This is a genomic window from Mesorhizobium sp. M7A.F.Ca.CA.001.10.2.1 (assembly GCF_003998575.1).
Lineage (GTDB): Bacteria > Pseudomonadota > Alphaproteobacteria > Rhizobiales > Rhizobiaceae > Mesorhizobium.
Map to the genome: position 1 here is coordinate 1 of NZ_RZQY01000086.1, position 14212 is coordinate 14212.

The following is a 14212-nucleotide window of genomic DNA, read 5'->3' on the forward strand; positions in this document are numbered from 1 at the left end:
TGCGCGCTCTTGCCGGAGCGCGCACCGCCGATGAGGAAGGTCAGTGTCTTGCGATCAGGCAAAGCTGTCGCGCAGGCTGGTCGCGGTGCCGGTGAAGCGGCCACGCACCACACCGACGACCGCGCCGAGCACCAGCCAGAACACCAGATTGGTCACGGTCACCGCCACCACGAACTGGTGATGCAGCCCTTCCGGAATCGCCGTTTCGTAACTGTCGGGCTGCGGTGCACCGACAACATGCGGCACGACGATCAAAAGGACGGCAAGGATCGCCAGCGGCAGCGACTTGCGAAACGCGATCAGGCCGAGACCGGCAGCGGTTGCCGCCACCGTCGCCCACCACCAGATCTGGCGCTGGGTGAGATCGGCGGCCGGCATGGCCGGCAGTTCCGGCGGCAGGCCGAGGCCAGGCGCCAGCGTGAACACGGCGAAGCCGGCCAGGCCCCAGAACACGCCCTGGCGCCAGCCACCGATGCCGCCGGCGAATTCGGAGACCGCGACCAGGATCAAGGCGAAGCCGATGCCGGTGACGATGTTGGCAAGCACGCTGAAGGCGAAACGCTCGAAACCATCTGCCGGCGCCCAGCCTTCGTCTGCCGGAGCGGCTTCCGCCGCCGGGGCAGCAGAGCTCATGGCATCTCCCGCCGGTGCAGTTGTGCTCATGGCATTGCTATCCGTTGCGGCCGGAGCGGCATGGTCATGGTGATGCCCGCCGCCCGCCTGTTCGTAGACTTCCGCCTTCAGGATCAGCGGCACGGTGGCATAGGCTTGCAGGCAGGCGAGGACGACGCCGGCCACGAGCCCTGCGATCGCCGCGATGAACACGACGTTGCGAAACAGGTTCATGATGTCAGCCCCTCGTCAGTGGCAGGGAAACGCCATCGAATGGCGATAGTCGTGAGCCGCATTGTGGACCGCATCGATATGCGAGAAGCCGACAAAGCCCATCACGAAAACGCCGAGCAGCGCGGCAAGAGCGAGCTGCATGAAGCGCGACTGCGAGGAGACGGAGGTGCCGAGGGAGACGGAAGCGGTAGTCATGTCTTGTCCTTTCGCCCTCCACCCGAGGGCATCGAAGTCAGTTTCCTGTCGCCGGCAGGTCTCCTGGCTCACGGATCAGCGTCCTTCCCCACCTTCCCGAAGAAAAAATCCTCAGTGGTTTATGGAGAGGACTACCGCACACAGTTGCGGGGGCAGCCACGGCATTGGGCGAAATTCGCCCTCACCGCATTCCCTCTTGGCTCCAAAATGGAACCGGCGACACCGGTGACTATAGGCAGAATCCTCGCTTCCGGCAAACCAAATTCCGCCGGTGACCATTGCGAATGCGCCATGAAGGTCAAAGTGATTTTGGCAGATAGCGCCACGTCACAAAGCCGCAGACCGCCGCCAGCAGACCGAGCGTGACGAACACCGAGCCCAGGCCGAAGAAGGCCAGCGCCACTGAATAGACCAGCGGCGGCGTCAACTCGGAAAAGTCGAGATAGGTGCGGTAGACCGCTGCCATCTGAGATCTTTCATAGGAGCGCACCGAGCGCATGAAGGCGGTCGAGCCGAGGGCGTCGAGCGCAATGGTGAAGAAGGCACCGCAGAGCAGGAAGGCGCCGGTAAGCAGCGGCACGGTTTCGCCGACGAAGCCCGCCGCCAAAAGCGCGGCCGACATGGCGAAATAGGCGAATGTCATGGTCCCGCGGCCACCAAAGCGCTTTCCTGCCTTGCCCCAGAAAATCGCCATGAACAACAGCGCGTTGCCGGCCGAAACCAGCAGGCCGCCGGCCAGCTTGCCCTCACCTGTGATGACCATGAACAGCGGCCCATAGACGAAGAACGTCGTCCAGAAGCAGGAGCGCCCAAAGGCGATCAGCCAAGCCAGCCTGAGCCTGGGCTGCGCCACGAAGCGGCCGATATTGGCGAGCGGATTGACGGGGCGCGTCTTGCCCGGACGGATAGACTGGTTGTCGCCGAGGCGGTAGGTCCAGAACAGCGCCAGCAGGCCAAACGCGAACACCGCGACCGTACCATGCGCGGCATAGATGCCGAAGCGCGTGTAGAGGAAGATGCCGAGCGTCGGCCCACCGGTCCAGGCCAGCATCGACCACGCCATGCGCAGCGATTCGGCCTGCATGAAGTCGGTCTTGCGGATGTGGTCCATGATGTAGAGGTTGAGCGTGATCGACAGCGCGCTGGCGCCCATCACCCGGCACAGCATGCCGGCCAGTTGCCCGGCAAGCGTGTCGGTGACGAAGAACAGCGAGCCGACGGCCAGCAGGCAGGCGCCTGCCGTGTAGACCCAGCGCCGGGCAAAACGGCGGATCAGCATCGGCATGAACAATGTCACCGACAGCCCGAGCATCGCCACGACTGTGTAGAGCATCGACACGATCTGCTCGTTGTGCAGGATCTCGTAGGCCTGGATCGGGATGACGCTCGACACCGTGGCGCGGGCGAAGGATTCGACCGCATAGAGCGACGCGAAGGTGCGCGCGTCCGCGGCCTTGAGAGCCGGCAGCCAGATTGGATGGCGCACATGGGTGGACATTGCTTTCCCCGAAGCAGATTCACCGGGTCAAATCTGACGTGGCGATCCCAGCGCCAATAAGAGGAAACCGACGCGCATCCGGCAAAAGCGAAGCCGGCCAAAGGCTTCCCTGCACTGGCCCAATGCCGCGGCTGATCCGGGTTGTCGGCAGAGTTGCCGGTCTTCTTTTGTGCCGGGCAACCGTGATAGTCCTCCAGCGGGGCTGAATCAGAATGCGAGACCATGAGCATCCAAACGCCGACCGCACCCGTTCCGGATCGACCAAAGCGCATCGTCGCTATCGACATCGTGCGCGGCATCGCGCTGATCGCCATGGCGAGCTACCATTTCACCTGGGATCTGGAGTTCTTCGGCTACACCGATCCCGGCCTGACCGCCTTCGGCTGGTGGAAGATCTACGCGCGTTGCATCGCTTCGACCTTCCTGTTCCTGGTCGGCGTCAGTCTGTACCTCGCCCATGGCCGACAAATCCGCTGGAACGGCTTCTGGAAGCGGTTCGCCATGGTCGCGGGAGCCGCGATCGCGATATCGGTCGTCACCCGTATCGCCACGCCGGATGGATTCATCTTCTTCGGCATCTTGCACGAGATCGCGCTGGCCAGCCTGCTCGGCCTCGCCTTTCTGCGGCTGCCGGCACTGCTGACGCTTGTCGTCGCCGCGCTCGTCATCGCGGCGCCTGTCTATCTGCGCCTCGAGGCGTTCGATCACCCATGGCTGTGGTGGGTCGGCCTGTCGGCGAACAATCCACGCTCCAACGACTACGTTCCGCTGTTTCCATGGTTCGGCGCCGTGCTTGCGGGCATCGCGGTGACGAAACTTGCCGCCGGTTCAGGCGTACTTGCCCGGCTTGCCGAATTGGCGCCCGGTCGCTGGGCCAACCCGCTGGTCTTTATCGGCCGGCACAGCCTGGCGTTCTACCTGATCCACCAGCCATTGCTGATCGGCTGCATGTGGCTGTTCTCGCAGATCATGCCGGCACAGGTCGAAACCCCGCAGGTGAATTTCCTCAAAACCTGCCAGCTGTCCTGCGAGCAGTCGCGCGACACCGAGTTCTGTACGAGCTACTGTGTCTGCATGCTCGATACGCTCGAGGGCGAGGCAACGCTTGATCGGCTCTACAACAACGACCAGACTGCGGAATGGAAGACGCATCTGTCCGATCTCGCCGGCATGTGTACCGCCAAGACCGACAGCAAGTTGATGGAGGAAGGGGTCAAATGACCGAGAACCAGCCGAAGCCGGGGCTCATACCGTGGCCGCCGCTGATCTACACCGCCGCCATCGCCATCAGCATCGCGCTGGGCCTGCTCTATCCCCTGCCCTGGATCGGTGACCTCCTGGGCGATATTCTTTTCGCCACCGGCTGGGTGGCGCTGTTTGCCGTCGCCGCGCTCTGGGTCACCGCGATCCGCACCATGGTCCGCGCCAAGACCACGCTGAACCCGAACGCTGTGCCCGATCACCTGGTCACCACGGGTCCCTTCGGCATCACCCGCAATCCGATGTATCTGGCCAACACCCTGCTGTTGATCGGGGTCGCCTTTGTCTCGGGCATCGTGTGGTTCCTGCCACTCGCGTTCATCGCCGCCTATGCCACGCAGAAAATGGCGATCGAAGGCGAGGAAAAGGTGCTGGCGGCAAAATTCGGCAAGAAGTACCGCGACTACGCCAAACGCGTGCGCCGCTGGATCTGAGCTGGCGCCCCTGGTTTCCATCGCGGAGAGGTTTGACAGGTGCACACTTCGGCGATTAGCCTAAGTCTTGCGAACCTCGTCATCCTAGGGCGAAGCAGGAGCGCAGCTCCGTCGCGGAGACCCTAGGATGACGAAGGAATAGACGTCTCCGCTAATTCCGAACGCTAACGCGCGACAGAATCCAGTCCGCTCAGGTATTCACGCCAAGCTCAACCAGCCGCTCCACACAAGATTCCTCGGCCTGGTCGAGTTCAGCCAGCGTCTCCTCGAGATCGCGGCGCTTCTGCCGGAGATCCTCGCGCTTTTCCTCGATGCGCTTGATCATCAGGTTGAGCTGGCCGACTTCGCCGGGCGGCTCCTTGTACATCTGGATGATCTCGCGGATTTCGTTGATCGAGAAGCCAAGCCTCTTGCCGCGCATGATCTGACGGATGAGGTGCCGGTCGGAGGGGCGAAACAGCCGCGTGCGGCCACGCCGCACCGGCTGCACCAGCCCTTCGTCCTCGTAAAAGCGCAGCGTCCGCGTCGACACGTCGAACTCGCGGGTCAACTCGGTGATCGAATAATATTCTCGCATTGCCACTCCCGCACGCCGAAACCAAGGGGCGATCGCCATGCCGGCGTCGCCCTTATGTCCCGAACCAAAACCCATGCCATGCCGGAATCGACATGGCGCCCCGCGCAAGCCTCGCACGGCATTTACGTAAAAGTCAATTAAGCCAAAAGGCATGCCTTCAGGGCACACCGAACCACCACGTGGCAATGCCGAGAAATGCAAAGAAGCCGACGACGTCGGTAACCGTGGTGACAAAAACTGCCGAAGCGACCGCCGGATCGATCTTGAAACGATCGAGCAGCAGCGGGATCAGGATGCCGGCCAGAGCGGCCACGAACATGTTGATGATCATCGCCGCCGCGATGATGCCGCCCAGATTGGGGTCACGGAACCAGGCTGCCGCAACGATGCCGATCAGGATGGCGAAGACGATGCCGTTGATGAAGCCGACACCCATCTCGCGGCGAATGATGCGGCCGGCATTGTAGATGTCGAGATCCCTGGTCGCCAACGCCCGCACGGTGACGGTCATGGTTTGCGAGCCGGCATTGCCGCCCATGCCGGCGACGATCGGCATCAGCACCGCCAGTGCGACGATATGTTCGATCGTGCGGTCGAAAAGGCTGATCACCGACGCCGCCAGGAACGCGGTCAGAAGGTTGATCAGCAACCACGGAACGCGTGAGCGCGAGGTCGAAAAGATGCTGTCGGAAAGCTCCTCGTCGCCGACGCCGCCCATGCGCATCAAGTCTTCTTCGGCCTCCTGCTGTATGACGTCGACAACATCGTCGATGGTCAGAACGCCAACCAGCCGTTCGTTCTCGTCGACGACAGCGGCCGACAAAAGATCGTACTGCTCGAATTCCCGTGCAGCCTCTTCCTGGTCCATGGTGGCCGGAATGGCGTGCCGCGTCTCGTGCATCACTTCCTCGACCTTGACCGAACGCTTGGTGCGCAGGATCTGGTCGAGGTCGATGGCGCCGAGCAGCTTGAAGCTCGGATCGATGACGAAGATCTGGCTGAAGCGCTCGGGCAGATTCTGGTCGTCGCGCATGTAGTCGATGGTCTGGCCGATCGTCCAGAACGGCGGCACCGCGACGAACTCGGTCTGCATGCGGCGGCCGGCCGTCTCTTCGGGATAGTCGAGCGAGCGGCGCAGCCTGATCCGCTCGGTGAACGGCAGCTGCGACAGGATCTCGTCCTGATCCTCCTTCTCGAGGTCTTCGAGAATGTAGACGGCGTCGTCGGAATCGAGCTCCTGTACCGCCTGCGCGATCTGCGCATTGGGCAGACTGTCGACGATCTCCATACGGATCGCCTCGTCGACCTCGGTCAGCGAGGAGAAGTCGAAATCGGCGCCCAGGAGCTCGACCAGCGCGTGGCGCTGTTCGGGATGCAGCGCCTCGAGCAGGTCGCCGAGTTCCGACTGGTGCAGGTCGTCGACTTCATGCTTGAGGGTCAGCGTGTCGCGGTCGGCGATCGCCGCGCCAATCCGCGCCAGGAAGGACGAAAGCACGGCGCCGTCCTCGCCATAGATGTCGGCGTGGTGCTCCTCGGCGGCCCTGGCGCCAATCGTCCGTTCGTGCTCGCCTTCCACCAGCGCCTCCCGCCACAAGAATCCCGGAAAAGGTGCAAATCAGGTCTAGAGCATCGGACCCAAAGGGGAAACCGGTTTTGGGAGAATCCGACGCTCAAAAAGAAAGTGGCGTAAAGCGCGGGAATATCAAACGAAATGCGCCCGGCCCGCAGCGGGCGGAGCTTGCACAATCGGGATCTGGGAAGGAAAATGGTGCGGTCGAGAAGACTCGAACTTCCACGGGTTGCCCCACAGCGACCTCAACGCTGCGCGTCTACCAATTCCGCCACGACCGCACGTGGTAGAGCCGGAACCGACCGGCTCGCGGCGTGTAGCAAATCGTTTCCGGCGAAACAAGTGCACGGCAAGCAATAATGTCAGGCGATTGGCATAATGCTCCACAGGGTCCGAACGCAGCGCCGGAACTGGACGTTTGCGCCTGATATCGCCATATGGAAGGCAAGTTGATGTCACCCAAAGGTGCGAGGCGGTTTTGGGACGCGACATGCATAAGCGAAAAGACGATACGCCATGCCCGAACGCAGCCAGATCGCCACGTCGTTCCTGCCGCTCCCCGGTTCAGCACCGGTCGAATGGCTGATCGAGCCCGGCCTTACCGCCTATCGCGAAGCACTTGCCTTCATGGAGGCGCGCGCCGAGGCGATCCGCAGCGGCGCTGCCGGCGAAATGGTCTGGCTGGTCGAACACCCGCCGCTCTACACGGCCGGCACCAGCGCTCGCGGCGAGGATCTGATCGACGCCAGCCGCTTCCCGGTATTTGCGGCCGGCCGCGGCGGCGAATACACCTATCATGGGCCGGGCCAGCGGGTCGCCTATGTCATGCTTGATCTGAAGCGGCGGCGTGAGGACGTCCGCGCCTTCGTCGCGGCGCTCGAACAGTGGATCATCGGCACGCTCGCCGCCTTCAACGTGCAGGGCGAACGCCGCGAGGACCGGGTCGGCGTCTGGGTCGTGCGGCCGGATCGCCCTGCCCTGCCGGACGGCTCGCCGGCCGAGGACAAGATCGCGGCCATAGGCATCCGGCTGCGGCGCTGGGTGAGTTTTCATGGCATCGCCATCAATGTCGAGCCCGATCTCGACCATTTCAGCGGCATCGTGCCTTGCGGCGTGCAGGACCACGGCGTCACCAGCCTCGTCGATCTCGGCCTTCCCCTGGGAATGGCCGACCTTGATCTCGCGTTGAAATCCGCCTTCGAGGATGTGTTCGGTCCCGCCACGGTCTTGCCTGTCGAAGCCGAGCGCAAGGCGGGCTGATCCTTCCGGATCCGGTACGGCTCAAATCAGTTGGGCGGAGGCCCACAACACGCCATAGCCATGGATGGCGAACACCGCCAGCAACGCCGCGGCCATGGCGAGGCGGTCGATGGTGCGGATCGGCTTCAGCTCGTAACGCGGCTTGACCCCGCTGCTCATCGTCAGCAGGCTGAGGATCGAAAACACCGCTCCCGTCGCGAGCAGGAAATTGGAGGAAAAGCCGGCCTGCCAACCGACAGCCAGGAAAGCCGAGAGCAGGAAGAAGGAAGCCAGCGCCAGTGCGACCGGTCCCGGACAGATCTGGCGCAGCACCTGACCGCCGTCGAACTTCCACACCGGCACCAGATTGGCGATGTTGAACAGTGCGGCGAAGCCCGCCAGGGTCGCCAGCAGGGCCGCCGCCAGCCGGTGGCCTTCCGCGCCGGCAAAGGTGCTGGCAGCGATCACAACCGGCACCAGGAATGCGGAGAAGCCGGCGCCCATCAGCGCCACGAAAGCCACCTCGAAACGGCTGTCATAGGGCCGCCCGCCAATGGCGATGCCGCCGAGCAGCGGAATGAAGATCATCCGTGCCCGGTTGTGGCCCATAAGCCGGAACGCCGCCATATGGCCAAGCTCATGCAGGGCGACCACCGATGTGAGGATCGCGGCCAGTGCCAGGCCGCCGAAGTGAAGGCCGAAGAATGGCCACAGGATCAGCGCCGAAAGCCCGGCAAAGCCAACCTGGCTGAGCGGATGCTCGAACCAACCGCCCTTGCGATACTGCCCGGTCCGCGCCCAGCGCTGCAGCTTGGAGAGTTCGCGGCGCAGGGCGAAATAGCGGAACACCAGGAAGGCGACGCCGCGATAGCGATCCGTCTGGCTGAGCGTCACCCGCGTGCCGTTGCCCTCGGAAACGAGTTCGGCGGTTTCGGAAAAGTCCTTCCAGAACGAAGCATCGAGCGCGGTGTCCTCGATGACACGCATCGAGAAGCTGATACCTTCGACGACGTCTTCAAACCGCGACCTGCGTTCGATCGGCTTGCCGTCGCGACCTTCCCACGACAGCGTGATGCGGGCCACGCCCTCGCCGTCCGGCGCCTCGGCGGAAAGGATCTCACCGGACCAGCCGGCATCGCTGCCGAGCGGCCACAGCGCCTGCCAGAGGCGCTGGCGGTCCATCGCCACCAGACGGGTCAGCCGCACCGTGCGCAGACCAAGCGGCACGGTCATCAACAGAAAGATCAGCCCGAGATTGCTGGCCACCAGAATGGCCGTGACTATGGGCGACACCTGGACGTTGCTCCCTGTCTTGCCGGGGTACCCTAACGTTACGGCGGCAAGAAAAGCTTAACGGCGGAACGGCCTTCCACCGCGTAGGAACAGCGGCGGCGAACGCCGCCAAATCACATGGCTCCGATCCAGATCGCCATGGAAACAAGGAACGTGCTCATGCAAACCAGTGAGATGACATCCTGAACCAGATCGGTCATAACTCTCTCCTGTTGTTGATATGTTCGCATTTTGTTCTAATTTTGTTTCAAAGTCAACGGGCACGATGCGGCCGCCTCCGGAATTTTCGGGCGATCAAATCGGCAGGGTTAAGAAAGGGTTGAGGGGCGAGCGACGGTGCTACGTGGGCTGACCGAAGCCTTTGCGATTAGCCATCGCATCGTCCTCCTAGGGCGGAGCAAGGAGCGGAGCGACGCGCGCAGACCCTAGGATCCATGCCGTGACCAGGGGCGATGCTACGGTGCAGAATTATCGCCTCTGATAGAGGTCGCATATCCTCGACCCCTGCATTTGTCTCGAAAGTAACGGCATGGATCCTAGGGTCTACGCTCCGCTCCGCGGAGCTTCGCCCTAGGATGACGACATCAGAGACTAAAGCGGCACCACTTTGCCGTCGGCCAGGGTGACGCGCCGGTCCATGCGCGATGCCAATTCGTGATTGTGGGTGGCGATCAGCGCCGCGAGGCCCGATTGCTTGACCAGCGCCGCCAGCGCCTCGAACACATAAGACGCGGTGACCGGGTCGAGATTGCCGGTCGGCTCGTCGGCCAGCAGCACCAGCGGCGCATTGGCGACCGCACGCGCGATGGCGACGCGCTGCTGTTCGCCGCCGGAGAGTTCGGACGGCCGGTGCGACGCGCGCTTGCCGATCTGCATGTAATCGAGCAGCTGCGCCGCGCGCTCGGCCGCGTCCTTGCGGCTGAGCCCCTTGATGAGCTGCGGCATCATGATGTTTTCCAGCGCCGAGAATTCCGGCAGCAGATGATGGAACTGGTAGACGAAGCCGACATCGTTGCGGCGGATCGCCGTGCGCTCGTCATCGGAGAGCCGCCCGCAGGCACGGCCGGCCAGGATGACGTCGCCGGCGTCGGGACGCTCCAGCAAGCCGGCAGTGTGCAGCAGGGTCGACTTGCCGGTGCCCGACGGCGCCACCAGCGCCACCATCTCGCCGCGCTTCAGCGAGAAATCGGCACCGTTCAGGATGGTGAGCTTGCGCGGCCCCTGGACATAGTGCCGCTCGACGCTCTTCAGCTCGATAATGACCTCTGCCACTATTCGTACCTCAAGGCTTCGACCGGATCGAGGCGCGCGGCGCGCCATGCCGGAAACACGGTTGCCAGGAAGGACAGGCCGAGCGCCATCAGGACGACATAGGTCGTCTCGCGCGGATCCATCTTCGCCGGCAACTGGCTGAGGAAATAGAGCTCCGGATTGAACAGCACCTTGCCGGTCATCCATGAGAAGAACTGGCGGATGGACTCGATGTTGGTGCAGATCAGCACGCCGAGCAGCACACCGGCAAGCGTGCCGGTCACGCCGATCGCCGCACCCGTCATCAGGAAGATACGCAGGATGGCGCCGCGCGACGCCCCCATGGTGCGCAGGATGGCGATGTCGTGGCCCTTGTCCTTCACCAGCATGATCAGGCCGGAGATGATGTTCAGCGCCGCCACCAGCACGATCAGCGTCAGGATCATGAACATGACGTTGCGCTCGACCTGCAGGGCGGAGAAGAAGGTCTCGTTGCGCTGGCGCCAGTCGACCATGTCGATCGGCCGCTGCGCCGCCTCCTCCACCTTCGGTTTCAGCGCATCGACATCGTCTGGATTGTCGACATAGATCTCGATCGTCTGCGCCCGCCCGTCCATGTTGAAATAGAGCTGCGCTTCGGAAAACGGCATGTAGACGATGGAGGTGTCATATTCGGACATGCCGACTTCGAAGATCGCCGCGATCTTGTAACCCTTCATGCGCGGCGTGGTGCCGATCGGCGTCACGTCGCCGTCGGGCGAAATCAAGGTGATGGTATCGCCAAGCGTCAGGCCGAGATTCTCCGCCATGCGCTTGCCGATGGCAACGCCGTCGCCAGAGTCGAAATCGGCGATCGAGCCCTGCTTGATGTTGCTGGCAACGATGGCGATCTTGCTCAGATCCTCGCCGCGTATGCCGCGCACCAGCGCTCCGGTTCCGCCGCCGACATTGCCTTGCGCAAGCACCTGGCCATCAATCAGCGGGATGGCGTATTTGACGCCTGACACACCGTTGATGCGGCTGGCGACCTGCGCGTAGTCCTCCAGTGGCGAATCGAGCGGCTGCACGATCAGGTGGCCGTTGACGCCGAGGATGCGCGTCAAAAGCTCCGCCCTGAAACCGTTCATCACCGCCATGACCACGATCAGCGTGGCGACGCCCAGCATGATGCCGAGGAACGAGATCGAGGCGATCACCGAGATCACCGTCTCCTTGCGCCGCGAACGCAGATAGCGCCAGGCGACCATGCGCTCGAAGATGGAAAAGGGTCCGGCGCCGACCGGTCTTGCCGCCACCGCCTCGTTCATGCGGCGACACCGAAGCGCTTCTTCACGTCTGCGATCGGCAGCGTCTCGCGCTCGCCGGTCTTGCGATTTTTGATCTCGATCTCGCCGGCTGCGACACCACGCGGCCCGACGATCACTTGCCAGGGCAGGCCGATCAGGTCGGCGGTGGCGAACTTGCCGCCGGGCCTCTGGTCGGTGTCGTCGTAGAGCACGTCCTTGCCGGCGGCGACGAAAGCGGCATGCAGCTCGTCGCAGACGCGGTCGCACTCGGCGTCGCCCGCTTTCATGTTGATCAGCCCGATGTCGAACGGAGCCACCGCCTCCGGCCAGATGATGCCGTTGTCGTCATGGCTGGCTTCGATGATCGCCGCGACCAGCCGCGACGGACCGATGCCGTAGGAGCCGCCGGAGACGAAATGATCCTTGCCGTCGGGCCCGGTCACCTTGGCGCCCATCGGCTTGGAGTATTTGTCGCCGAAATGGAAGATGTGGCCGACCTCGATGCCGCGCGCCGAAACCTTGTCGCTCTCGCCGATCTTCTCCCACGCCGCCTCGTCGTGCATCTCGTCGGTGGCCGCGTAGGGTGTCGTCCAGGTCTTGACGATATCGCCGATCTCGGCGGCATTGGCGAAGTCGGTCTTCTCTCCGGGCACATCGAGCGAAAGATAGTCGCGGTGGCAATAGACCTGGCTCTCGCCGGTGTCGGCCAGGATGATGAATTCATGGCTGAGATCGCCGCCGATCGGCCCGGTGTCGGCCCGCATCGGTATCGCCTGCAGCCCCATGCGCGTAAAAGTCCGGAGATAGGACACGAACATCCTGTTGTAGGCCGCCCTGGCGCCCTCGAAGTCGAGGTCGAAGGAATAGGCGTCCTTCATCAGGAACTCGCGCGAACGCATGACGCCGAAGCGCGGCCGCACTTCGTCGCGGAACTTCCACTGGATGTGGTAGAGATTGAGCGGCAGGTCCTTGTAGGATTTCACATAGGCGCGGACGATCTCGGTGACCACTTCCTCATTGGTCGGGCCGTAGAGCATGTCGCGGTCCTGCCGGTCCTTGATGCGCAGCATCTCCTTGCCGTAGTCGTCATAGCGGCCGCTTTCGCGCCACAGATCGGCCGACTGGATGGTCGGCATCAGGATTTCCAGCGCCCCGGCGCGGTTCTGCTCCTCGCGAATGATGCGGCAGACCTTGTCCAGCACCCGCTTGCCGAGCGGCAGCCACGAGAAACTGCCCTGTCCCTGCTGGCGGATCATGCCGGCACGCAGCATCAGCCGGTGCGAGACGATCTCGGCCTCGCGCGGGTTTTCTTTGAGGATCGGCAGGAAATAGCGCGACAAACGCATGGACAGGTCCGTGAGTGAGGAGGGCCGCGCCAGAATCGGCGCGACTTTGGCTTGCTTGACCCGGCTTCATAGCCATTTCAAGGCGGAATGGGAACCCGGACGCTTCGGCCCGAAAAGCGGCAATCGATTTCAGAAAGCACGGGATAGCCGGGATCAGAAGCGTCGCACCGTCCTTCGCCCGCCCAGAAGACCCACGGCGCTGCAAGGCCTCCCGGTCACCGCGCGCGTCTTGATGATCGTTCGCCAAGCAACGCCTGCCACACTATTGTGCAGTGCAGCACGAGAATGCCCGTTTCAAGGCAAAATTCTTCGTGACATTTTCATTCGCCTTAGGCTAATGTACCTCGATAACCGAGAGGGTAGAAAAAAATCTGCTCTCCTACGCGGTCAAAGTCTTGGGAGGATGCGATCTAGGCGCGGTTACTCGCTGCCGCCGGAAACCGGAAACAGATCGGACGCGTTTAAATTGCAAGGCCTCGTGCCTTGCATTTTTTTTGTGCAATCATCTGCTTAGCGCAACGCGTTGCCAAACCACCTTACCCAGCGTCAGCGCTCGTCCGGCCGCAAAACGGCACGGCATCCCTGTCTGGAACCAAGCTGTTCCGAAGGATGAAAACGTCTTTGCCGGACAAATCTTCTTGGGCCGGGGCCGGCTATTTGGCTAAGGTTTGGCTGAATTCCGGCACGATGTGCGGGATGTCGTTGAGGCTGTATCCAAGCCCATGCGTCAGGCCATAGAAAATGCCCATCAGGATCGCGGTGGCGATGGTGGTGCGGATCACGGCGCGCAGCATGTGGGGACCGCGCGGCGCGCTCGGAACCGTGCCCAGCGTCACGTCACGATCATCGTCCTGCGTCCTCACGCTGAACGGCAGCACGGCGAACAGCACCACCCACCAGGTCGCGAAAAACAGGGCGGTGAACGAAACCCAGCTCATGATTGCTCCAGTTCGATCAGCGTTCCGAAGAAATCCTTCGGATGCAGGAACAGCACCGGCTTACCGTGCGCGCCGATCTTCGGATTGCCGTCGCCCAGCACGCGGGCGCCGGCGGCCTTGAGCCGATCGCGCGCGGCCAGTATGTCGTCGACCTCATAGCAAAGGTGGTGCATGCCGCCGGAAGGATTCTTCTCCAGGAAGGCGGCGATCGGCGATCCCTCGCCCAAAGGCTCCAGAAGTTCGACCTTGGTGTTGCCGACATTGACGAACACCACCGTCACCCCATGCTCCGGCAGCGCCTGCGGCGCCGTCACTTCCGCGCCCAGCGTGTTGCGATAGGCAGCGACGGCAGCCGTAAGGTCCGGCACGGCAAGCGCGACATGGTTCAGACGTCCGAGCATTGGCACTCCCAAGTAGGGGAGTAGGGGAAAAGACAGATATGTCAGCTGTTTGCTCTTCCTACTCCCCTACTCCCGTAC

At 62.9% G+C, this 14212-nt stretch carries 14 protein-coding genes, 1 tRNA gene and 1 riboswitch; of the genes, 3 read left to right on the plus strand and 12 right to left on the minus strand.

Going from position 1 to position 14212, the window contains the following annotated elements:
• Positions 1-54: 54 nt before the first annotated feature.
• The 3 genes from EN964_RS08415 to EN964_RS08425 form a co-directional block, all read right to left on the minus strand.
• Positions 55-846 (minus strand): CbtA family protein, encoded by a 792-nt coding sequence (locus tag EN964_RS08415; RefSeq protein WP_127272673.1) that lies wholly within the window; start codon positions 844-846, stop codon positions 55-57.
• A 15-nt stretch (positions 847-861) separates the two neighbouring features.
• Positions 862-1041: a CbtB domain-containing protein gene (locus EN964_RS08420; protein ID WP_127267996.1), complete on the minus strand. Its 180-nt coding sequence runs from the start codon at positions 1039-1041 to the stop codon at positions 862-864.
• A gap of 35 nt (positions 1042-1076) precedes the next feature.
• Positions 1077-1274: riboswitch (cobalamin riboswitch) on the minus strand.
• Between the two features lie 65 nt (positions 1275-1339).
• Complete coding sequence (locus tag EN964_RS08425; RefSeq protein WP_127267997.1) at positions 1340-2539, minus strand: MFS transporter; 1200 nt, start codon at positions 2537-2539, stop codon at positions 1340-1342.
• 222 nt (positions 2540-2761) lie between these two features.
• Here EN964_RS08425 and EN964_RS08430 point away from each other — a divergent pair, with 222 nt between their 5' ends.
• Together EN964_RS08430 and EN964_RS08435 are read left to right on the plus strand one after the other, a co-directional pair.
• Positions 2762-3760 carry a heparan-alpha-glucosaminide N-acetyltransferase gene (locus tag EN964_RS08430; protein ID WP_127267998.1) on the plus strand — a complete coding sequence of 333 codons (999 nt, stop codon included), beginning with the start codon at positions 2762-2764 and terminating at the stop codon, positions 3758-3760.
• On the plus strand, positions 3757-4233 hold the full coding sequence (locus tag EN964_RS08435) for an isoprenylcysteine carboxylmethyltransferase family protein (protein WP_127267999.1): 477 nt from the start codon (positions 3757-3759) through the stop codon (positions 4231-4233). Before EN964_RS08430 ends, EN964_RS08435 begins: the two co-directional genes overlap by 4 nt.
• Before the next feature lie 190 nt (positions 4234-4423).
• Here EN964_RS08435 and EN964_RS08440 read toward each other — a convergent pair whose 3' ends face one another.
• The 3 genes from EN964_RS08440 to EN964_RS08450 all read right to left on the minus strand — a co-directional run bounded on the left by EN964_RS08440 (position 4424) and on the right by EN964_RS08450 (position 6661).
• The gene (locus tag EN964_RS08440) at positions 4424-4810 is read right to left on the minus strand and encodes a MerR family DNA-binding transcriptional regulator (protein WP_023685221.1); all 387 of its coding nucleotides are present in this window, start codon (positions 4808-4810) and stop codon (positions 4424-4426) included.
• A gap of 157 nt (positions 4811-4967) precedes the next feature.
• A complete protein-coding gene (gene mgtE, locus EN964_RS08445) occupies positions 4968-6386 on the minus strand; it encodes a magnesium transporter (RefSeq protein ID WP_127268000.1) in 1419 nt (472 codons plus the stop codon).
• A 190-nt stretch (positions 6387-6576) separates the two neighbouring features.
• A tRNA-Leu gene (locus tag EN964_RS08450) sits at positions 6577-6661 on the minus strand.
• A gap of 235 nt (positions 6662-6896) precedes the next feature.
• On the opposite strand from EN964_RS08450, the gene lipB reads away from it, so the two are divergent.
• Positions 6897-7640: a lipoyl(octanoyl) transferase LipB gene (gene lipB / locus EN964_RS08455; RefSeq protein WP_127268001.1), complete on the plus strand. Its 744-nt coding sequence runs from the start codon at positions 6897-6899 to the stop codon at positions 7638-7640.
• Between the two features lie 21 nt (positions 7641-7661).
• On the opposite strand, the gene EN964_RS08460 is transcribed toward lipB, so the two are convergent.
• From EN964_RS08460 to mce, 6 genes are all read right to left on the minus strand, one after another.
• Positions 7662-8912, minus strand: a complete 1251-nt coding sequence (locus tag EN964_RS08460) for a site-2 protease family protein (RefSeq protein ID WP_127268002.1) — start codon at positions 8910-8912, stop codon at positions 7662-7664.
• Between the two features lie 591 nt (positions 8913-9503).
• The gene (locus EN964_RS08465; RefSeq protein ID WP_174800360.1) at positions 9504-10187 is read right to left on the minus strand and encodes an ABC transporter ATP-binding protein; all 684 of its coding nucleotides are present in this window, start codon (positions 10185-10187) and stop codon (positions 9504-9506) included.
• Positions 10184-11470, minus strand: coding sequence for a lipoprotein-releasing ABC transporter permease subunit (locus tag EN964_RS08470; RefSeq protein WP_127272305.1), 1287 nt, complete (start codon positions 11468-11470; stop codon positions 10184-10186). Before EN964_RS08470 ends, EN964_RS08465 begins: the two co-directional genes overlap by 4 nt.
• Positions 11467-12795, minus strand: coding sequence for a proline--tRNA ligase (proS, locus tag EN964_RS08475; protein ID WP_127272306.1), 1329 nt, complete (start codon positions 12793-12795; stop codon positions 11467-11469). Before proS ends, EN964_RS08470 begins: the two co-directional genes overlap by 4 nt.
• A 653-nt stretch (positions 12796-13448) precedes the next feature.
• Positions 13449-13733 (minus strand): DUF1467 family protein, encoded by a 285-nt coding sequence (locus EN964_RS08480; RefSeq protein ID WP_127267197.1) that lies wholly within the window; start codon positions 13731-13733, stop codon positions 13449-13451.
• Positions 13730-14134, minus strand: coding sequence for a methylmalonyl-CoA epimerase (mce, locus tag EN964_RS08485; protein WP_127267198.1), 405 nt, complete (start codon positions 14132-14134; stop codon positions 13730-13732). The genes EN964_RS08480 and mce overlap by 4 nt, the downstream gene beginning before the upstream one ends.
• Between the last annotated feature and the right edge of the window lie 78 nt (positions 14135-14212).